General features: G+C 21.4%; 25 protein-coding genes. 20 read left to right on the forward strand and 5 right to left on the reverse strand.

The annotated features are described in order from the left end of the window. Positions 1 to 13: 13 nt before the first annotated feature. The 3 genes from JNO41_RS03075 to JNO41_RS03085 all read right to left on the reverse strand — a co-directional run bounded on the left by JNO41_RS03075 (position 14) and on the right by JNO41_RS03085 (position 3630). A complete protein-coding gene (locus tag JNO41_RS03075) occupies positions 14 to 184 on the reverse strand; it encodes a hypothetical protein (protein ID WP_432729435.1) in 171 nt (56 codons plus the stop codon). A gap of 269 nt (positions 185 to 453) precedes the next feature. Continuing rightward, positions 454 to 2148, reverse strand: coding sequence for a ribonuclease J (locus JNO41_RS03080; RefSeq protein ID WP_121463782.1), 1695 nt, complete (start codon positions 2146 to 2148; stop codon positions 454 to 456). Between the two features lie 60 nt (positions 2149 to 2208). Further along, positions 2209 to 3630: a ribonuclease J gene (locus tag JNO41_RS03085; protein WP_432729438.1), complete on the reverse strand. Its 1422-nt coding sequence runs from the start codon at positions 3628 to 3630 to the stop codon at positions 2209 to 2211. 354 nt (positions 3631 to 3984) lie between these two features. Here JNO41_RS03085 and recU point away from each other — a divergent pair, with 354 nt between their 5' ends. Further along, positions 3985 to 4530, forward strand: a complete 546-nt coding sequence (gene recU / locus JNO41_RS03090; protein ID WP_121463784.1) for a Holliday junction resolvase RecU — start codon at positions 3985 to 3987, stop codon at positions 4528 to 4530. 28 nt (positions 4531 to 4558) lie between these two features. Here the strand turns inward: recU and JNO41_RS03095 are convergent, their stop codons facing one another. Then, positions 4559 to 5194 (reverse strand): hypothetical protein, encoded by a 636-nt coding sequence (locus JNO41_RS03095; RefSeq protein ID WP_121463785.1) that lies wholly within the window; start codon positions 5192 to 5194, stop codon positions 4559 to 4561. A gap of 870 nt (positions 5195 to 6064) precedes the next feature. Between JNO41_RS03095 and JNO41_RS03100 the strand changes: the two genes are divergently transcribed. The 10 genes from JNO41_RS03100 to JNO41_RS03145 all read left to right on the forward strand — a co-directional run bounded on the left by JNO41_RS03100 (position 6065) and on the right by JNO41_RS03145 (position 12619). After that, positions 6065 to 6196, forward strand: coding sequence for a hypothetical protein (locus tag JNO41_RS03100; protein WP_432729440.1), 132 nt, complete (start codon positions 6065 to 6067; stop codon positions 6194 to 6196). Positions 6197 to 6252: 56 nt separating this feature from the next. Continuing rightward, positions 6253 to 6771 (forward strand): hypothetical protein, encoded by a 519-nt coding sequence (locus JNO41_RS03105; RefSeq protein WP_432729442.1) that lies wholly within the window; start codon positions 6253 to 6255, stop codon positions 6769 to 6771. Positions 6772 to 7061: 290 nt separating this feature from the next. Continuing rightward, entirely contained in the window at positions 7062 to 7556 is a 495-nt protein-coding gene (locus JNO41_RS03110) for a hypothetical protein (RefSeq protein ID WP_432729444.1), read from the forward strand. Positions 7557 to 7753: 197 nt separating this feature from the next. Continuing rightward, complete coding sequence (locus JNO41_RS03115) at positions 7754 to 8386, forward strand: hypothetical protein (RefSeq protein ID WP_121463788.1); 633 nt, start codon at positions 7754 to 7756, stop codon at positions 8384 to 8386. A 101-nt stretch (positions 8387 to 8487) separates the two neighbouring features. Continuing rightward, positions 8488 to 8694: a hypothetical protein gene (locus JNO41_RS03120; protein ID WP_432729446.1), complete on the forward strand. Its 207-nt coding sequence runs from the start codon at positions 8488 to 8490 to the stop codon at positions 8692 to 8694. A gap of 184 nt (positions 8695 to 8878) precedes the next feature. Then, complete coding sequence (locus JNO41_RS03125) at positions 8879 to 9853, forward strand: AAA family ATPase (RefSeq protein WP_432729448.1); 975 nt, start codon at positions 8879 to 8881, stop codon at positions 9851 to 9853. 122 nt (positions 9854 to 9975) lie between these two features. Further along, on the forward strand, positions 9976 to 10203 hold the full coding sequence (locus JNO41_RS03130; RefSeq protein WP_432729450.1) for a hypothetical protein: 228 nt from the start codon (positions 9976 to 9978) through the stop codon (positions 10201 to 10203). Between the two features lie 16 nt (positions 10204 to 10219). Then, positions 10220 to 10531, forward strand: a complete 312-nt coding sequence (locus JNO41_RS03135; protein ID WP_432729452.1) for a hypothetical protein — start codon at positions 10220 to 10222, stop codon at positions 10529 to 10531. 50 nt (positions 10532 to 10581) lie between these two features. Then, positions 10582 to 11619: a hypothetical protein gene (locus JNO41_RS03140; protein WP_432729454.1), complete on the forward strand. Its 1038-nt coding sequence runs from the start codon at positions 10582 to 10584 to the stop codon at positions 11617 to 11619. A gap of 76 nt (positions 11620 to 11695) precedes the next feature. Then, positions 11696 to 12619 (forward strand): hypothetical protein, encoded by a 924-nt coding sequence (locus JNO41_RS03145; RefSeq protein WP_121463790.1) that lies wholly within the window; start codon positions 11696 to 11698, stop codon positions 12617 to 12619. Between the two features lie 114 nt (positions 12620 to 12733). Here JNO41_RS03145 and JNO41_RS03150 read toward each other — a convergent pair whose 3' ends face one another. Further along, positions 12734 to 13702 carry an IS3 family transposase gene (locus JNO41_RS03150; protein ID WP_121463791.1) on the reverse strand — a complete coding sequence of 323 codons (969 nt, stop codon included), beginning with the start codon at positions 13700 to 13702 and terminating at the stop codon, positions 12734 to 12736. A 637-nt stretch (positions 13703 to 14339) separates the two neighbouring features. Here JNO41_RS03150 and JNO41_RS03155 point away from each other — a divergent pair. The 9 genes from JNO41_RS03155 to JNO41_RS03195 all read left to right on the forward strand — a co-directional run bounded on the left by JNO41_RS03155 (position 14340) and on the right by JNO41_RS03195 (position 20428). Beyond that, positions 14340 to 14567, forward strand: coding sequence for a hypothetical protein (locus JNO41_RS03155; RefSeq protein WP_432729457.1), 228 nt, complete (start codon positions 14340 to 14342; stop codon positions 14565 to 14567). After that, the gene (infC, locus tag JNO41_RS03160; RefSeq protein WP_432729459.1) at positions 14567 to 14908 is read left to right on the forward strand and encodes a translation initiation factor IF-3; all 342 of its coding nucleotides are present in this window, start codon (positions 14567 to 14569) and stop codon (positions 14906 to 14908) included. Before JNO41_RS03155 ends, infC begins: the two co-directional genes overlap by 1 nt. A gap of 55 nt (positions 14909 to 14963) precedes the next feature. Beyond that, positions 14964 to 15152, forward strand: a complete 189-nt coding sequence (gene rpmI / locus JNO41_RS03165) for a 50S ribosomal protein L35 (protein ID WP_121463793.1) — start codon at positions 14964 to 14966, stop codon at positions 15150 to 15152. A 35-nt stretch (positions 15153 to 15187) separates the two neighbouring features. Beyond that, positions 15188 to 16201, forward strand: a complete 1014-nt coding sequence (rplT, locus tag JNO41_RS03170) for a 50S ribosomal protein L20 (RefSeq protein WP_121463794.1) — start codon at positions 15188 to 15190, stop codon at positions 16199 to 16201. A gap of 27 nt (positions 16202 to 16228) precedes the next feature. After that, positions 16229 to 16849, forward strand: a complete 621-nt coding sequence (locus JNO41_RS03175) for a hypothetical protein (protein ID WP_121463795.1) — start codon at positions 16229 to 16231, stop codon at positions 16847 to 16849. Between the two features lie 33 nt (positions 16850 to 16882). After that, positions 16883 to 17944 carry a M42 family metallopeptidase gene (locus JNO41_RS03180; RefSeq protein WP_121463796.1) on the forward strand — a complete coding sequence of 354 codons (1062 nt, stop codon included), beginning with the start codon at positions 16883 to 16885 and terminating at the stop codon, positions 17942 to 17944. A gap of 97 nt (positions 17945 to 18041) precedes the next feature. Then, positions 18042 to 18176, forward strand: a complete 135-nt coding sequence (gene rpmH, locus JNO41_RS03185; protein ID WP_121463797.1) for a 50S ribosomal protein L34 — start codon at positions 18042 to 18044, stop codon at positions 18174 to 18176. 293 nt (positions 18177 to 18469) lie between these two features. Further along, the gene (gene rnpA / locus JNO41_RS03190; RefSeq protein ID WP_432729683.1) at positions 18470 to 18790 is read left to right on the forward strand and encodes a ribonuclease P protein component; all 321 of its coding nucleotides are present in this window, start codon (positions 18470 to 18472) and stop codon (positions 18788 to 18790) included. 21 nt (positions 18791 to 18811) lie between these two features. Continuing rightward, on the forward strand, positions 18812 to 20428 hold the full coding sequence (locus tag JNO41_RS03195; protein WP_121463799.1) for a YidC/Oxa1 family membrane protein insertase: 1617 nt from the start codon (positions 18812 to 18814) through the stop codon (positions 20426 to 20428). Positions 20429 to 20477: the final 49 nt, after the last annotated feature.

The following is a 20477-nucleotide window of genomic DNA, read 5'->3' on the forward strand; positions in this document are numbered from 1 at the left end:
AACTAAAGATTTTTTATTTTTCTGCCGCTTGTCGAAATTTATAAACTGTTAAAATATATTTATTTTCAGAATATTCTTCCATTTCTAATTTACTTTTAACAATTTGAATGATTTGTTCTGGTTGTAAAAAAAATTCTGGATTATCTTCGTCAATATGATCAAATTTAATTATTACTTCTAGCAAACAATAATCTTTATTTTCGAAATTAAATTGAAAATTTTCACAAAACCATTCTCTTTTTTTATTTTTATTTTTTTGTGGAATATATCTATTCTTAATTTCGATATTAAAATTATTTAATAAAATAGGTTTTTTTAATTTATATATATTTCCTTAAAATTCATGATAAAAAATATAAACTCTTTTCATTTTATTTTTCTAAAACATAAATTAATATATTAATATTATATAAAAATATGTAAATTATTGTAAATATAAAATAAAAGTAATTTTTATATTGTTAAAATAATAGGAATTATAATTGGTTTTCTTAAAGTTAAGTCATAAATTTTAGGAGTTATAAAATCCACAATAATCTTTTTTAATTGATTTTTATTGATTTTGTCATTTTTATATAAATAATCTTCTATTATTTTTTTAATTTCGAAAGAGAATTTTTTCATTAATTCTTTGTTGCTTTTCATGTAAATAAAACCACGTGAAAAAATCATTGGGAAATTTAATATTTTTTTATATTTTAAATTAATACTTGTGATAATAGAAAATAACCCTTCTTCGCTTAAAATTTTTCTTTCTTTTAATACGCAATTACTAAGGTCATCTGTTCCTGATTCATCAATGAAAATATTATTTGCTGCTATTTTACTATCTAATTTTTGAACAGATTGTTCATTGATACCAACTACATCTCCGTTATCTAAAATAAAAATATTTTCAGATTTAATACCGCAATCGATAGCTAATTTTTTATGAGCCATTAACATTATATGTGATCCGTGTACAGGAATAAAAAATTTAGGTTTAACTAAATTTAATATTAATTTTAAGTCGTTTTGACTCGCGTGCCCTGAAGCATGAGTATTAACAACGTCTCCGTGAATAACAACATCTACATCCATTTTGAAAAGCAAATCTAAAACTTTATTTATGCTATCTTGATTACCAGGGATTGGAGAAGAAGAGAAAATAACCGTATCTTTTTTAAATAATTTAATTTGTCTATGAATACCATGCGCCATTCTGCTAAGAGCGGCCAGCGGTTCTCCTTGCGATCCAGTACAAATTAAGGTAATATTGTGATATTTTTCTATATTATTTCCATTTACAATTGTGTCTTTTGGAATATTGAGATAACCGTTTTTGATTCCGTTTTCGACAGCTTTTTCCATACTACGTCCGAAAATAGCTATTTTTCTTTTTGTTAAAATACTAGCTTCAATAATTTGTTTGATGCGGTAAAAATTAGAAGCAAAAGTAACGATTATAATTCTTCCTTTAATTTTATAAAATAGTTGATCGATGGTTTTTCTTATTTCGTTTTCTGAAGGAATACTTTCTTTATTTTGTGCATTTGTAGAATCAGACAAAAGACATAAAATATTTTTTTTATTTAATTCCGCGAGTTTATCGTATTCCGCTAAAGGACCAACAGGTGTATTATCGATTTTAAAATCTCCTGTATAAAAAATAATTCTATCTTTATTGTTGAATACTATACCAAAAGTATCAGGGATAGAGTGATTCATTCTTATGAAAGAAATTTCTGTATTTCCGAATTTAAATTTAGAATCATTATTGTATTTTGTCATGATTCTTATATATTTATGTAATTTATGTTCGATTAATTTTGATTCAATTAAATTGAATGCTATACCAGAAACAAATATATTATTAATTTTAATTTTTTTTAATAAAAAAGGAATACCACCAATATGATCTTCGTGGCCATGCGTAACAAAAAGACCAACAATTCTATGTTCGTTTTGTAATAAATATTCATAATTAGGAATAACATAATTAATACCTAAAAAAGAATCTCCAAAAAAAGAAATACCTGAATCAATGATAAATATTTTTTGTTCGATTTCTAGAATATACATATTTTTTCCGACTTCACCTAGACCTCCTAGAGCGTAAAAAAATATATCAAAATTTTTTAATTCAGGATTTTTATTTAATAAATCCATTTGTTTATTTCCTTTATAAATTTTATTAGTTGTGATTTTAAATTTATGAATTAATAGTTATTAAAATAGGTATGATAATTGGTTTTTTTTGTGTTTTTTAAAAATTAATTTTGATAATTCTTCTTTTAAATAATTTTTAAAATCACTCCATTTGGTTTGTCTATTTTTTGTTAAAAAATCTTCAATTAATTTAGAGAAAACAATTTTTAATTCTGATACTAATGAAGTAATTTTCGTTTTATCTAAAAAACCTTTATTAATTAATTCTATATTATTGCCTACATTTTTTTTAAATTTTAAATCTAAATTACAAGCTATTATAATAACACCATCGTTAGCTAATAATTCACGATCTTTTATAATGCAATCGTTACCTTCTAATACTGGCGTTCCATCAATTAAAAATTCTCCTAATTTGTTAAAGAAATTTTTATTAATATAAGGAGCATTTTTAAAATTATAATTCCAATCATCAGCGTTTTCAAGCATAAAAATTTTATTTTCAGGAAAATCAAAATTTTTAGCAATTTTTTTCATTTGGTATTGGTGACGATATTCTCCTGCAATTGGCAAAAGATATTTAGGTTTCAATAAATGTAAAATTAATTTGAAATTTTCTTCATAATTATAAGAAGCTGTTAATAAATCTTTTACTAATAAGTCAACGACAAAACCATGACGAGCTAAAGCATCTAGAGTTTTAGTTTGAATTTTATCAATTCCAGTTATTTCAATCGATAATAACAAAATTTTATCTTTAGGGTGTAATATCATTAATCGATCTGTTTGTTTACACATTCTTTGTAAGCGATAAAGAGGTTCAAAACGTTTTCCAACTATAATTACTACTAAATTTTTATGTTTTAAATAATCTTGCATGCCTTTTAAATTTACTAAATAACCGTTAGGAATTTTTAAGTATCTTTTTTGAATAGCGATATCTACAATTTTTTCATTTTTTCTACCTAATAAAGCTATTTTTAAATTAAATTCTACTGCGATATCGATAATTAATTGAATTTTTAGTAAATCTGGAATTAAAAAAGAAATAATAATATTATTTTGTATACTTGCAAAATAACTACTTAGAGCATATTCTAAAGCTTCGCTTTTGTGTTTTTTTGCAATATTAAAAGCTCCTTGAGAAGCGATCATTAATGCTAGAACTTTTTTAGAATTTAATTTAGATAAAGCTAAAAAATTAGTTTGAAAATTTTGATTTTTAGATTGTAAAAAGTGCATTTCACTAATATATACTAGATAACCTTCAGATGTTTCAAAAGATAAACCTAAAGTTTCTGGTAAAAAATGAGCCAATCCGAAAAAATTTACTTTTGTATCTATGAAATCAATTTCAGAATTTTCATTTACTGTTTTAAAATCTAATTTAGATATATCTAAATTTTTATGATTTTCTAAATTAGATTTCAGAATATTTATAACAAAATCAGAAGCATAAATAGGAGCTTGTAAATACTCCATTAAATAAGGAAGAGAACCAGAATGAGTTTCGAAAGCAGAAGTTATAAAAATACCTTTAATTTTTTTTTTTATTTTTTTCTAAAGCAGTATACTCAGGAATTATAGAATCTATTCCGCGCATAGACATATTAGGATATTTTAATCCTGAGTCTAAAACAAAATAAGAGGAACTGATTCTTAATAAATATAAATTTTTCCATTTTCGCCTATTCCTCCTAAGACTGATAAACCAATTTCTTGCATATGCGATAAAACTCCTAATAAAAAATTTTTATAATATAAAATATTATTAGTTTGTTATTAATAAAAAACTGACAATATTTTTAAAAATATAGAGAAAGTAAAATAATAAAAATGCTTAAATATCCTTTTCAAAAAAAACACATAAATAAATCTAATTTAGGTATGAATTTAGAACGAGATATTAATTTAACTAATCTATTTTATCAAGATAAAAAAATTGCTTTAATTTATAAAAATGCAATACCGATTCAAGTTGTTAAAGTTGATTATTCTTCTAGGCAAAGAGCTAAAATTATTGAAGCTTATTATCATTCAAAATCTTTACCTGATTATCAAGGTATTTATCGCGGCAGATATTTATGTTTTGATGTTAAAGAAACTAATAATAAAACTAGTTTTTCTTTATCTAATATACCTCCACATCAAATACAAAAATTACAACTTATAGAACAATTTCATGGCATCGCTTTTTTTATTATTAATTTTAAAGCTAAAAATAAATATTTTTATCTTCCGATTAATTTTTTAAATGATTATATGCAAAATTCTAAAATGAAAAGTATTAATTATAAAATTTTTGAAGAAAATTTATATCAAATTCCCGTATCTTATTCGCCTAGGCTTAATTATTTGAAAATAGTAGATAATTTCATATAATAATTTACAAATTAATAAAATTTTTAGATTAAAATAAAAAAATTTCATTTTCTTTAACAAATTTTTTTATAAAAAAGATACAAATACTAATAATTAAATTAGTTATTATAATTGAAAAAAAGAAATATAAAAAAATAACTATATTACCCCCGTCATCATGATCATGGAAAATATGTTTTAAAATATGATTAGAATTTGTCTTGGGGTAAAATATAAAACTAAATATAGCATAAGAAATAATTTGAATAACTGTAATCAATAACAAACTATTTACTATATCTTTATTTTTACATAAATTATTAGAATGACTTGACCGAAACAAACCTGTCAAAGAACAAGCAATATAAGGAATTATAAATAAAAATAATAAAATACTTATTATTAGTGTTTTATCATGATTTATTTCTTTTAATAAATTATGTCCATGAAAAATATGCGAACTTTCTAAAATAATATGTATAAGAACAAATAGCAAATTAGATAAAATACTATATTTAAAACCAAAAAAAAACCCTATTAATAAAAGTGGTAATAATTCTAATTTTATTAAAGAGTTTTGACAATTAGCACCAAAAATTGGTTTAGTTAATATAAACTCCATAATTAAAGACATGGATATAAGAAAGGAAATTATAATTATTTTTCTTAATGAAATTTTATTCATTTTTTGAATTATTTTCTTTCTAAAATGTATAAAGTACGGATTAATATTTTGATTACAGTTTAAAAAATTCAAACTTATACTATTTTTTTATGTTATTTTTTTCTAAAAAATTAAAATAATTTCATAAATTTTTTTAAAAAAATTCTATTTTATAAGATGAATTATATTTTTCAATTTCTTAAATATTATAACAAATATATCGGTAAATATAAAATAAATTCGTTAATTTATTTATTTTTTACGAATAATGAATTAAATTTTAAAAGTTTTTATTTTTGAATTTATTTGTGAATATAATAATTTATTATTCGTTTTATCTCTCATTACCATAGGTAATCAAACAGTTTTTATTTATTAGAGTTCAACTTAAAAGTTAAACTCTATTTTTTTTAGCTAAAGTAAGTAGTTATTTATATATGGTATTAACATATAGTTAATAAACAACAATTTAACTAATCGCCAATTTTAAAACAAAATTAGTAATAACAAGGAACTAAAAAAAGAGCAAGCACGGAATAAAACGTTCTTTTTTAAATTGATATGTTTTATTTTGTTTAATTTCTAAATATTTTTCTAATAAATTGTTTTCTTTTAAAATATAAATATCCTTTAGGACAACTTGTTTTTTCATTTGTATTTAATAACATAAATAAAATGTCTCCTTAATTTAGGTAAAAAAAATAAATTTTAACTTTAAAATCAAAATTCTTAAAAATCCAAATTCTTTAAATTAATTATGGCATTTTTTATTGCATCCTATATTTTAAACATTTTTTCTTTTTATTATTTAAAGAAAAAATTATTTATTATAATTTTTTTTATTATTTTTTATCGTCAAGGATAAATAAAAATAAGATAAGGAAATTATATATGGTGAAATATATTAAAAATTATTTAGAAATAGAAAATGAAATTAATCAATTATTTGAAATTTATTCAAAAGAAAATTATAAAAATAATTTTATTCGTGAAAAAATATTTTATTATTTTATGAATATGTAATTTTAAATATCATTTATAAAATCAAATATTATCCTAGAATTTTAGAAATAAAAGATTTGGTAAACGAAGGGACTTTGGTTATTGATAGTGCATTAATTAATTATATTCATAAAGAATATAAATGTGATTTTGTCACTTTTGCTAAAGGAAAAATTAGGCAAGAAATTGATAAATTAATTCGTTTGAGTTATTCTCCTTCGATTCCTATAAGAATTTATAATGATAATAAGAAAAATAGAAAATTAAATAAAAATATTGAAATTTTATCATCTCAATATATCGAAAAAGAGATTATTATACAAAATGATTATAATCCCTATTTTCCTAAAATTTTAGATCCTCATCAAATATATATAAAAAAACTTAATCATGAAATATTTTTAAATAAAATAAAAAAAATATTAAATTCGTTTGAATATCAAGTGTTGATATATAGTTATGGAATTTCAAAAGAAAATGATTCTTATCAGTATGTTTTAGATGATAAAGAAATATCATCAAAATTAAATATAACAAAAAAACAAATTTATAAATATAGAGAAAAAGCTATTTCTAAAATTAAATTTCATAAATAAAAATATATCAATTTTAATTTTTAATTTAATAAAATTTTTTATTAAATTAAATTTGATTTTTATAAGTAAAAAATAAATATTATGACCTGAGCATGTCTTAAAACTACTTATATTTATTTCAATTTATTAAAAAAATAATTTTAATAAATTGAATTTTTTTTCTTTATTTTTTAATTTTTTTAAATAATTAATTAAAAAAGGGGATAAAAAATGGAGCAAAGAGAAATCAAGAAAAAGAAAGCAGATTTAAAAACTTAAGTGTATTTGGGCAACAGTTAAATTCGATTTTAATGCAAATTGTTGTTGTTTGTTTGGTATTAAATATTTATAAAGAATGGGATTCGGAAAAAATTAAAAAATTTAATATTTCTCTTTTGTTTTTTCTCAAAAATTTTATGGCTTTTCATTTCCAAATAATTTTATTAAATAAATTTTGGAATCGTTTAAATTTTACTAAAAAACACAATGACCTTGTTCCACCAGATATTAGTTTGTTACATGATAGAGCCAAAAATAAAGTATTGACAGATGAAGAATATCAAGATAAATTATTAAATGAGTTAGAACAAGATTATCAAAAAATATTCAAAGAAGACACTAATAAACTTATTTCTGATTTTATTTCGCAAACAATTTTAAATAATTTAAATGAGGTTAATGATAATAAAGATAGAGATATTATATCTAATAATGAAGATTCTGACAACAATAAATCTAATACCAAAGATTTGATCGAAAATCAATCTAATAACGCAAATTCTAATAATAATGAACCCAATGAATAATTTTTTGAAATAAAAAAATATTTTACATTTTTAAAAAAATTTGAAATAAATATTGAAAGAAACTAAATTTATTAGTTTCTTTATTTTTTTATATTTTATTTTTCAAAATTTTATTATTAATTTGAATATGGAAATTCTTATTTAATAAATTTATTTATATATAAGTTTTGTAAATCTAAAGAAAAGGTTTTATATTAATGAAAATAAATCAAAATCAAGTAAATACAAATAAATTAAAAATTTTTATTGTTTTTTTTATTTTAACAATTATATTTTCGGTAATAGCGGTTTCTATTTATTTTAGTCAAAAAAGAAAAGACGAAATTAAATTAGAAAGTAATTTTCCTATTTTCAAGGTAGAACTTTTAGGCGGTAATAATCAAAATAAATATCTTATACCGTTTTCGATTCCTAATTTAAATAAAGATAAATATGAACATTTAATAAATATTGAACATAGTGTTATTTTAAGTTCGCAAAGCATGGAAATTAAAGACCCTTTGTTTTTAAAAATTGAAATATTTTTCGATACTCAAAATACCTTTCAAAATCCAGAAAAATATTTTGATTATCAAATTATTACGACTAAAGATAAAGAAGAAGCTAAAATTTATTCTCCCGAAGCTAAACCTCAGTATTCAGCGATGCATCCAAACGAAACACAAACTATCAAAATTAATACTCAAATTCAACAAAAAGATCTTATTTTGGCTAAAAATCCCAAACTTTTTTTAGTTTATGATTATGAATTAGTAGATAAACAAGGGAAAATAATTACTGGTGGTTCGAATATTGTTTCAAATAAAACATCTAATATTGTGCATAATTAATTTTAAATTTTGTCTGATAATTAAAATGATATTTTTATTTTTTCAAAACAAACGAAATTTTAAGAATTGTTAAAAATTGAAAAAAAGAAGGTTTTGATTATATGTTCGAAGAACAAGATATTAATAATATTAAAACACAAAAAAAAATATTTTTATTTTTTTGTGTTTTTTTATTTATTGTGCTTTTGATTTCTTTTGTATTAATTATTTATGTTTTAATTCACCATCAGGCGATTACTACGAACGAAAATAAAATTGAAAAAATACATAAAAATATTTTAAATTTAGAAAATCAAATACTTCTATAAGTAGTAATTAAAAAAACTCGAACAAGAAATAAAAGAAAAACAAGATAATAAAGATAAATTAATTACTGAAAGTGGATTATCGCAAAAGAGTATTAATAATAAAAATAAAGATATTTTATTTGAAAGTGATAATTTTAAAGTTCAAGATTATAAAAAATTTCCAAATTTACAACAATTAGCAGGTTTGAACGAAGCTAAATCTGTAGCTAAAGGTTTTGTTAATTTTTTTCAAAATAAAAAAGCTTATGAAGATAGAGGTAAAGTAGTTATCCCCACAGGTTTAATGATGTATGGTACGCCAGGATGTGGTAAAACTATTTTTGCGGCTTCAATAGCAAGAGAAACAGAGTTACCTTTTATTGAAGTATCGTGTTCTATTTTCGCTCAAGAATTTGTAGGCAGAGCTCCGAAAATGGTGGCTGAATTATTTGATTTAGCTAGAGAAGTGGCTGTCAAAAACGGTAAAGGAGTTATTATTTTTTTAGATGAATGTGAAAATATTTTTTTAAATATTGATAGTTTAAAACCTGGTTCTGAAATTGCCAATGTTGTTAATGAATTTAAAATCCAATTAGAACCTCGAGAAGAAGATCGTCTAGAACAACCTATTTTTGTTATTGGAGCTACTAACCATATTGATGGTATAGAACCTGCTATTTTATCACGTTTTACTCATCGTATTGAATTGAAACCAGGAGATGAGGCGGAACGCCAAACTCAATTGAATGATATTTTACAACGTAATCAATTTCCTATTACTCAAGAAGCTAAAAAATATTTATTAGAGGTAATTAATAAAGCATTAGATCATTTGCCGCCGCAATATGAAAAAACAATGAATGGTCTTTTAGTAGAAAGTCCTACTCAAAATAATTACAAAAAAGCTTATCGTGTTTTAGAAAGTTTTGTTAAAGAAGCAAGTTTAAAATCTATTGATCGTGAAATTATGGCTACAAGAGAGCAAAAAGAATGTTCTAATCCGAAACACAAGGAACATTTTAAGAATAATATAATTTTTGCTGAAAATAATCAAAAAAAACAAAAAACAGATTCTATTATTTTAGAAAATTGCTGCGAATGTAAAGCGATTAATGTTGAAGATTTGCAAAAAGCTTATCAAATAATAATTGATGATACCGGTCAATCTTTAAAAAAGTAATATCTTAATAAAAATGCAGACATTTCACTTATAAAAATATAATATTGAATATTCTCTTAAGAATGATAAATTTATAAATATGACTTTATATTATGAAAATAAATAAAAAGGAGAATTAACTGATGTTATCACCTTTTAATTTTATGAATATTTTTGGAAATTTAAAAATGTATTTAACATTTTTTATAGTCGGAATAATTATTTTTTTTATCATTTCGTTAATTAATAAATTTCGCGGAAAAAAATCTTCTATGAAAGAAAATTTAATTTATCTTTCGATTATAATAGGTATTTTGTTTTTGATTTGGTTTTTTTTTATTCAAAAAAGAATCTATAACAAAGAATTATGATAAATTAATTCACGAAGTGCATGAAGGTATCGATAAATATGATAATATTTGTAATAAATATCAAGGTTTAGCTTCTAATTGGGAAAAAGAACTCCAAGAAGCTGAAATAGAACTTAAAAGACTTTATGAGCTTCAAGAAATTAATGAAAAAGATAAAGAAAAAATTCAATCCATTATGACTCAAAATGAAGAAAATATTTCAAATATTAAAACACAATTAATTAATATTCATGGCGAAATTTCTATTGAAAAAGGCAAATTAAGAGATTTGGAGAAAGAAAAAGAAAAAATAGAAAAAGAAATTAAAGAAAAAAAAAAGAATTACTAAAAGAAACCAATGAACAAAAAAAAGACAAATTATATAAAGAAATTAATATTTTGAGAGAAAAACATATCAACATAGTAGAAGAAATAACAGATACTAAAATAAAAATTAAAAAATTAGAAACAACAGAAGCATCTTTAATTAAACAGTTAAAAATAGTAGAAGATTTTAAACAACATCTAATCAAATCTATGAATGAATTAAATATAGAATTGAAAAAATTAGCATCTTATATTGTTACGGTAGAAGATAAAAAAAAAGAAATACAAAAGAATATTGATGAAGTGAAAGCTAAATTAGAGCAAATAAAAACAGAGCAAACAGCTTATAAAACTGTTAAATCTATTTTATTGACGTTAAGACAAAATGCTGATAATTGGGAAAAATCTAATGAATTTTCATGGGGGAATATAACAAGAACTTTTTTTAAAGCTTTCGATCGAGTAACTGATGTACTTACTGTTAGAACCAATTTTAATATATTATCTGATGGAAGCTTAAATTTTAAAAAAGATTCTTCTACTCAAATAAATACATCTTCAATAAATTTACCAAAAGACCATCCTATATATATCATGATAGAAAATTTGATCCAAAAAACAGGGGAAGAACCTAAAATGATAAGCACGGAAATATTAAAAATTTATATCGAAGATATCAATAAAGAATTAATGAAATTAGATACAGAATATAAGTTATACGAAGATGAATATAAAAATTATAAATTACAAAATGACAATAATAAAATTATTAAAGAAATTCGTGAATTCAAAGTAAAAACAATGAAAGAAAATAATGAAATAATAGGCGATTATAGTCGATGGATAGAAGAATACGAGATAATAACAAAAGAATTAAATAAAAAACAAGATGAAATGTTAGAAAAAGAAAATCATTTTAATAAGATAGATAATTTAGAAAAACAAAAAGATAAAATTGAAGAAAATATCGAAAATAAAGAAATAGAATATACAGAATTGCAACAACAAAATCCTAATTATGCTAAAATTCAACAAATAATTGTTGATAAAAAAAATAAAAAAATTGGTATACAATCTCCTTTATTTGAAAGAAGAAGAACAGGTAATTAATGTAAAATTATTAACATAATATTGAGAATATAATATTAATAATTGTTTATAAAAAATATATAAAGGGTATAAACAAATGTTTCTTAATAAAACTAAATTTTTTTTTATAATTTTATTATATTTAATTATTATAATTTGTTTTAAATCTATTTGGGCATGGAGTTATTTTCATATTCGTTTTGGCGAAAATATTTCGGAATCAAAAATTAATTCGTCTCAATGTCAAATTAAATTAGCTAATATTGATGAACTAATAGCAGAATGGATAAAAAATGAACCTAATATTCAAATATATGATGTAAATATTCAAGATGTATATAGTGTAAAAATTTTTTTACAAGATTATAGATATATAAATACTCAATTGGATAATCATATACCTGGTTATAATGGTTTTGGTAAATTCAATTTAAATTTTATATCTTTGAAAGACCCTCCTAAAGGATTATTAGGAGTTTATATTGTTCCTAGAGAAAATCCTTTTCAAATTAAATATTCTGAACAACAATATTCAAATACTTTAAAGGATTTATTAGACAACAACACGACCATCAAAGAAGTTTATTGTTTTTGGAATGTCAAAGAAAGAACTTTAAACCCAGATGTGAAAATTATTCATATTGTTCAACATAATGTTGCTGACGATAAAATTGCTGATTATATAAATCAATATTTAGATTCAAGAGGAATTTACAGAGAAAATAGATATATTCGAAAAGGATGTTATAATATGTCTAAACGAACAGGAATTAGTATTCCTTTGCCCAAAGGAAAATTTAATTATACAGATGTAGTTAATATTTATTTTGATGACGGAGAACGTTTTATGTGGCAGGATGACAGAGGAGAAATAGAAACTCTTTTGAATATGCCTAATGGAGCTAAAAATATTTATATTTTCAGTTTAGATAATTTAGATTATAGGCCGCCTAGACCTATGCATATACCAATGCATAAAGATATTAAGCGAGGTCAGAATTTTGGAATTTCTTTTGATTAGATTTGAATCAAATTTAAAAGTTAAACAAATTATTAAAATTATTTATTTAATTTATTAATTTATATTATGTTTTAATATTTTTGAATAATATACTACTTTATAAAATTTATCAAATTATTTTTTAAAATTTTTAAATTTTAAATATTGGAGAGGGGATTTATAATTGAATTTGGCTAATAACCAATGTTTATTATAATAACAAATAAAATTTTTTATTTTTTGTTTTAATGTTGAGAAATTTTCTTGATATAAAGAGGGTGTATTTGTTTTTAAATATCCTTTTAAGGTCCCAAAGTAAGATTCTATCATTGCATTGTCATTCGGAACGGCTTTTCTCGAAAAACTAATAAGAAAACCTTTCTTTTTTAAATAATTTTGAAATTTAACGTTTTGATAAATACTTCCTTGATCCGAATGCATAATACAAGGGGCTTTTAATTTTGGTAATTTTTGAAAAGTTTTTTTGACTAGTTCTAAATTAGGATGTTGACTCATTTCATATGCTAAAATTTGATTATTAAAACCATCCATTATAACTGATAACCAAAATTTTCCGTATTTAGTTGCAAAACAAGTTAAATCAGTATATATTTTTTCTAAAGGTTTTTTTGATTTAAAGTTCAAATTAATTAAATTATAATTTGATTCTATTTTTTTATAAAAATGTTTTTTATGATAGGGTTTTCTATATGTCATTAACCACTTATTTATACGCATGATTTGTAAAACTTTTTTGTTGTTAACTATTTCTTTGTAAGTTTGTAAATAAAGAGTTGTAATTTTGCGGTAACCAAAAGAATATTGATTTTTTTTGCATAATTTGCCTATTCTTTGTGTAATTTTATTATAATCAGTTTCTTTTTTTTCTTTTTGTGGTTTTGTTTTTTTCCAATAATAATAAGAATTTCTATTAATGTTTAATAATTTTAAAATATCTTTAGTTTTAAGATATTTTTTATAGAATTTAATTAAAATAAAAATAAATTCTCTAAAATTAGGTTTTTGATAATTAATTACTAGTTGTAATAATTCAATTTCTTTTTGTTTTATTATTTCTTTTTTTTGAATTTTTGATTTTTTCATATTTAATTTTTTCCTATTTTCGAATAAACTTTTATAAAAAAAGAAAAAAATTATAAAAATAATTTAATGTTTTTCAAATGTTTTTATATAATAAATAAGAATAAATTATTAATTTAAAAATTTATTTTTAATAGGTTTTATTCATATTTTAAAATATATTAAATTTTTTTGGGTATTTTGTTATTTTTGTTTGCATATATATAGTGAAGAAGAATATTTTACTTTATTATATAATCTATTATATTTTATTTTTAGTTTACAAAATTCAAAAAAATATATTTTTTGATGCGATGAATAAGATATATTAAAATTATTTTTTATTATTTGTATTTTATTTTTTTTAATTATTCGGATGCAGTTCGGTAGGTTAAATTAATATAAAATGTAAAAAATAATTTTTTAATGTATAATAATTTATGTATTAGAAAAAATAAAATTTCGAAAATGTGAAAAGAAGAGTTACTTTCCTCTGCCTGATATATCAAATTTTAATTTGTTTTTAGGCCATCAAGCACATGATAATATAATTATAAAAAGATATATTTTTAATAAAAATTTATCTTGATATTTATTATGATTATATTTGATAGTAAGAGAGTACTTTTGATAAGTATTTTTTTTTATAAAATTTATTTTTTTGAAAAAGGAGTTATTTAATATTAAATACAACAAAACTAATAAAAAAGATATAAAACTTAATGTTTTGTATAACGAAAGAATACCGCAAGGAGAATATTTCGTAATTGATGAAAACGGTGATACATTAGGTGTTTTAGAAAAAGATAAAATATTTAAAATATCTGAAGAAAAAGATATAGATGTAGTAATGATTAATCCCAATTCTGATCCTAAAGTTGTTCGTTGATGGATTATTCACAATTTCGTTATAAGCATCAAAAAAAATTAAAAGAAATCAAAAAAAAACAATCTATAGTAGATGTAAAAGAGATTCGTATGAGTCCAACTATTGATGATAATGATTTGAATATTAAAATTAAAAAAGCTTATAATTTTTTAAAACAAGGTGATAAAGTTAAGATTATTATGCGTTTTAAAGGAAGAATGATAACACAAAGTAATTTTTTAGGTAAAGGTATTTTTGATAAAATTATATCTAATTTAAAAGATGTAGGCAGTTGCGATATAGTTCCGAAAATGGTTTCTAATCAAATGTTTACTTTTTTATCACCTAAAAAAGTTAAATAAAAAAATATTGATTATAATATTTCTTATAGAATAAGAAGGGCATCAAACAGTGATTATGATAAAGAAAAAAAATCACAAAGGTTTAAAAAAAAGAATTAAAATTACTGGTACTGGTAAATTTTTAAGAAGATATGCTTATAAAAATCATTTAGCTGGTTCAAAAACAACAAAACAAAATAGACAATTAAGAGGTATTACGAAAGTAGATATTTCTGATGTAAGAAGAATTAAATATCTTATTTAATTTTCTAAATTAAATTAAAAAAGGCAAATATAAAGATGGTTAAAGTAAATTTCGTTACAACAAGACATAAAAGACGTAAAAAAGTATTAAAATTAGCAAAAGGTTATTTTGGTTCCAAAAGTGTTCTTTATAAAACAGCTAACGAACAAGTTATGCGTTCTTTACAATATGCTTATAGAGACAGAAGACAAAAAAAGAGAAATTTCAGAAAATTATGGATTACAAGAATCAGCGCGGGCTGTTTAAATAATGATATTCGTTATTCTCAATTTATGCATGGGCTTTTATTATCTAAAGTAGAAGTTAATCGTAAAATGTTAGCTGATATGGTTCATAATGAACCTCAAATGTTTTCGAATTATGTTGATTTATCCAAAAAAGCTTTAGAAAATAAAAAAAATATTCAAAAACTAGAATTACAAAAACAAGAAGAAAAAAATAAACAAGAAGAATTAAAAAAACTAGAATTACAAAAACAAGAAGAAAAAAATAAACAAGAAGAATTAAAAAAACTAGAATTACAAAAACAAGAAGAAAAAAATAAACAAGAAGAATTAAAAAAACTAGAATTACAAAAACAAGAAGAAAAAAATAAACAAGAAGAATTAAAAAAACTAGAATTACAAAAACAAGAAGAAAAAAATAAACAAGAAGAATTAAAAAAACTAGAATTACAAAAACAAGAAGAAAAAAATAAACAAGAAGAATTAAAAAAACTAGAATTACAAAAACAAGAAGAAAAAAATAAACAAGAAGAATTAAAAAAACTAGAATTACAAAAACAAGAAGAAAAAAATAAACAAGAAGAATTAAAAAAACTAGAATTACAAAAACAAGAAGAAAAAAATAAACAAGAAGATCCGAAAGAAACTGAATCTGAAAATAAAAAAAATGTCGATCAAGAAAAACAGACAAAAGATATAGATTTGAATAGTAAATTATTACCCGAATTAAGAACATTAGCAAAAAAACACCAAATTACAAATGTTTCTAAATTAAAAAAAGCAGATTTAATTAATCTATTACAAGATATAATTAATAAAAAATAAAATTTGTAGGGAGTTTAAATATAAAGAATGATAAAAGAAGAAGTTACAAAAAAAGACATTTTTTCGACTTTAGCAAAAGGTTTATTTTTTTTAATAGTTGCTATTGCATTTTGGTTACATGATAAATTTACAATTACAATTAGTAGTTATGACATTAATATTTATAAGATTTTGTTAGGTTGTTTAATCATTTGTATAACTTATTTATTAGTTTTACCTAGTTTTAAAAAAAACACAGGTTTTGTTAAGTTTTTATTTTTAATTGAGGCTTTTATATTTGTTTTAGTTTCTTTAGGTCTTATATTTCATTTTCTTATAGATACAGAACAAAAATTTTTGAAAAATATTACGGAATTACATTTTATATTTTATTATATTTTTATAATTCATAGTATTATTAAATTATATATTGGTTTCAAATTAAGTGATAAAAAAGATATCTTTGCTTCTTTTAAATTTGTTATATATATAGCAACATTAAGTACAAGTTTTTTTCTTATGGGAAAAGAAGTTGATGTAACAGAATATATTATGATTATGTTATCTATTTTATTTTTATTATTTTTTGTATATTATTTATATTTAGCATCAAAAAAAATTAGTATTTTTAATAATAAAGAAAAAAGTATTATTGAAACAGAAGAATAATTTAAAATTTCAAAAAGGGAATTAAATTTTATAATGTCTGATTTATTAAAAAATTTAAAAGATTTAACTATGTTAAATGGTATATCTGGTCAAGAAAAAAAAATTAACAATTATATTAAAGAAAATATTCAAGGAATAGTTGACAAAATTGAACATGATAATTTAGGAACTTTAATCGCTTATAAAGGTATTCAAGGACCTAAAATTATGTTAGCTGGTCATGTAGATGAAATCGGTTTAATGGTGACTGATATCACCAAAGAAGGATTTGTTAAATTTCAACCTATAGGGGGTTGGTTAACTAGTGTTATGTTAGCTCAAAAATGGGATATTAACACTGATAAGGGGGTTGTAAAAGCAATTACTGGCGCAAGACCGCCTCATGTGTTATCTTATGCAGACAGATGTAAAAATCCTGATATGAAAAATTTATTTTTAGATCTTGGTGTTTATAATAAAGAAGAAGTAGAACGTTTAGGTGTTAAAATTGGAGATATGGTTACTCCTCGAGGTGATTTTGAGGTTTTAGCTAATGAAGATTTTATAGTCGCTAAAGCTCTTGATAATCGTGTAGGTGCTTTAGTAGTTATGAAAGTACTTGAAGCTTTAAAAAACAATCCTAATCAATGCGTAGGCGCTTTCACAGTTCAAGAAGAAGTAGGTTTAAGAGGAGCTCAAACAAGTACAAATAAAGTTAAACCTGTTATAGCTGTTGCCGTTGATACTGGCATTGCTGATGATGTTCCAGGTGATGTTAATGCTAGTGCACAAGTTTTAGGAAAAGGTCCGCAAATTAGTTGTTATGATGGTGGTTTAATTCCTCATAAAGCTTTAAGAGAATTAATTATTAAAACAGCTCGTGATAATAATATTCCTTTCCAAGAGCCTAAACCAACAGGTGGCGAAACTGATGGTTCAGCAATACACTTACGCAACGAAGGGGCCGCTACTATTGTTATTGGTGTTCCGACTCGTTATCTTCATTCTCATACTTCTGTTGTTAATAAAAAAGATATCGAAAGCACAGTTAAACTTTTAGTTTTATTAGTTCAACAATTAGACGATAAAAAAGTTCAAGAAATTTTATTTAATTAATAATAATTTCAATTAATAAAAATAGACTATAATTATTAAAAAGGATTTATTTTATTTTTATAGCTATTTTTAAACAAATCGAAGAGGTTTTATTTTTATGAAAAGAACATATCAACCTAGTAAAATAAAAAGAATTAGGACACATGGTTTCAGAACTAGAATGTCTACTCCTGAAGGACGTCGTGTGCTTTCTAATAGAAGAAGAAAAGGTCGTATTAGATTAACTGTTTAGTAATTCGAATATTTTAAAAGATTATATTCATTTTTTTAATTTTTTAAATTAATACAAAATTAATATTTTTAAAGAACGTAATAAGTTATAGTTTATTGTCTTTTTGAAATAGTCAATTTCTTGTTTTATATATTTTTATTAAAAGATTATAACTATAATGATACGTTTTTTATTTTTATTGATGAAAAATTTTAAAAAATACATTTAAATTTAAATATTTTCTTTTTAAAATAAGTTTTGATAAAATTTAAGGAATTATATATATAAATTTTTAGATATGAAAAAAAAAATTTATTTTAAAAAAAAAAAGCGAAATAGATTTGATTTTTAAATTTAAAAAAAATGTAAAAAATTATTTTTTTATATTATATTACATTAAAAATGAAAATTTAGAAAATTTTAAATTTGCTTTAAGTATTAACAAAAAATATGGGAAAGCATACGAAAGAAATTTAATAAAAAGACGTTTAAGAATGATTATCCATAATAATATATCTTTGATAGATAAGCATATGTCTTTTGTTCTTGTTATTAAATTTGCGGCCAAAGAGTTAAATTTTTATAATTTAGAAAAAAAATTTTTAATTTTATTAAAAAAGTCCTCTTTGAATTAATACAAAACAAGGTAGTTGATTGTGAATAATATTCCAAATAAAAAAATGAAATTATTTCAAAATTTTTTTATTGTTTTAATTTTATCTTTAATTTTGCTTTTTGTTATAAGAAGCTTCGGGCCTAAACAAATTGATTATAAAAAATTAAAAAATCAAGATATTCAAATTATTTTTAATAAAGATATATTTGAATCTATTAAAGATTACGAATTTGAAAAAAATATAAAAAGTAAAATCGATCTGGAGTTTGCTTTTGAAAAAAAATATATTAGTATATTTGTTTTTGGTTTCGATCCAAAATCTAAAAATATTATTTTAGAAAAATTAGAAAAAATCCCTTCAGATAGCGATCCATCAGCAAAAGAAATAATAGTAAAAATAGAACAACAAATCCAAGATAAAATAAAAGATGAAAATAATGTTTTTTATTTTGAAGAAAAATTATCATCTAAAGAAGAAACATCTCAAATTCAAGATTTTTTCACTATTAAAACAGGAACGAATCTGGAATATTTTAATAAAAAATATGAAGACTTAAGTAATTCAAAATTAAAAATTGGAAAATTAAATATTAAGCAATACAATGATCTCCAAATTATAAAATCCAAATTTTTAGGTATTTTCGACAAAGATAAAAAGTTTCTTACACAAAACAATGAATCTTATTATAATGAAATAATTAAAACAAAAATAAATAAAAATAATAAAAATGAAATAAATTATTTTAATTTAAAATATGACGAAACAGACAAAAACGAACAATATACAAAGATTCTTGTAGATGATAAAGGTACTTTACCTATTCAATGGCCTAATAAAATAGAATGGTACTTTTTTTTAGGTTGGGGTTATATTTGGAATGTTTTAGTTGTTTTTATTGGTTATTTTTTGCATTTGTTCTCGTTTATGTGTATCGGAGAAGGATGGTTTTTTGGAAATTTAGGATTAGGTATTGTTTTAACTACTTTATTAATAAGAACTTTATCATGGCCTATTTATACAAAATCTAGTACTTTTAGTATGAATATGAGTTTGGCTCAACCAGAAATTAATAAAATACAAGAAAAATACGCTTTAAAAAAAGATAGAGAATCTATGCAGAAAATGCAAATGGAAATTTTTAAAGCATATCAAAAACATAATTTTAGTATTTTTAGTATTTTTATATCTTTTTTGCAAATGCCTATTTTGATAGCAATGTTTCGAACTTTAAATCGTTTTCGTAATCCTGGTGGCATTTTCCCTGTTATTGAAAATAAATCTCCATTTTTAGGATGCATAAATTTAAACCAAGAAACCTCTAATACTAATGGGTTTATTTTTGCAAAAATTGTTTTATCTTTAATAGTTGGAATCAGTATGTATTTTTTAAATAAAATTAATTTAAAAAAACCTTCTTATTTAAAAACAAATACCAAAATTTTAAATAATGAACAAAAAAATAAACAAAAAAATCAAGAAATGACTATGAAAATAGTTAATTATGTTATGATTGTGTTTATGGTTATTAATGCTTTTAATGATTCAGCTTTATCTTTATATTGGATAACTGGAAATCTTTATACTATTTTCCAAATAACAATAAATCGTAAAAAGATGGAAAAAAAATATCATATATTAAAAAATAAAAGTTTTTGATAAAATTTTAATTTTTTAATAATAATTAATTTAATTTAAGAAAATTTCA

Origin of the sequence: 'Prunus avium' virescence phytoplasma, assembly GCF_050916135.1 — a bacterium.
Taxonomy (GTDB): Bacteria; Bacillota_I; Bacilli_A; order Acholeplasmatales; family Acholeplasmataceae; genus Phytoplasma; species Phytoplasma ziziphi.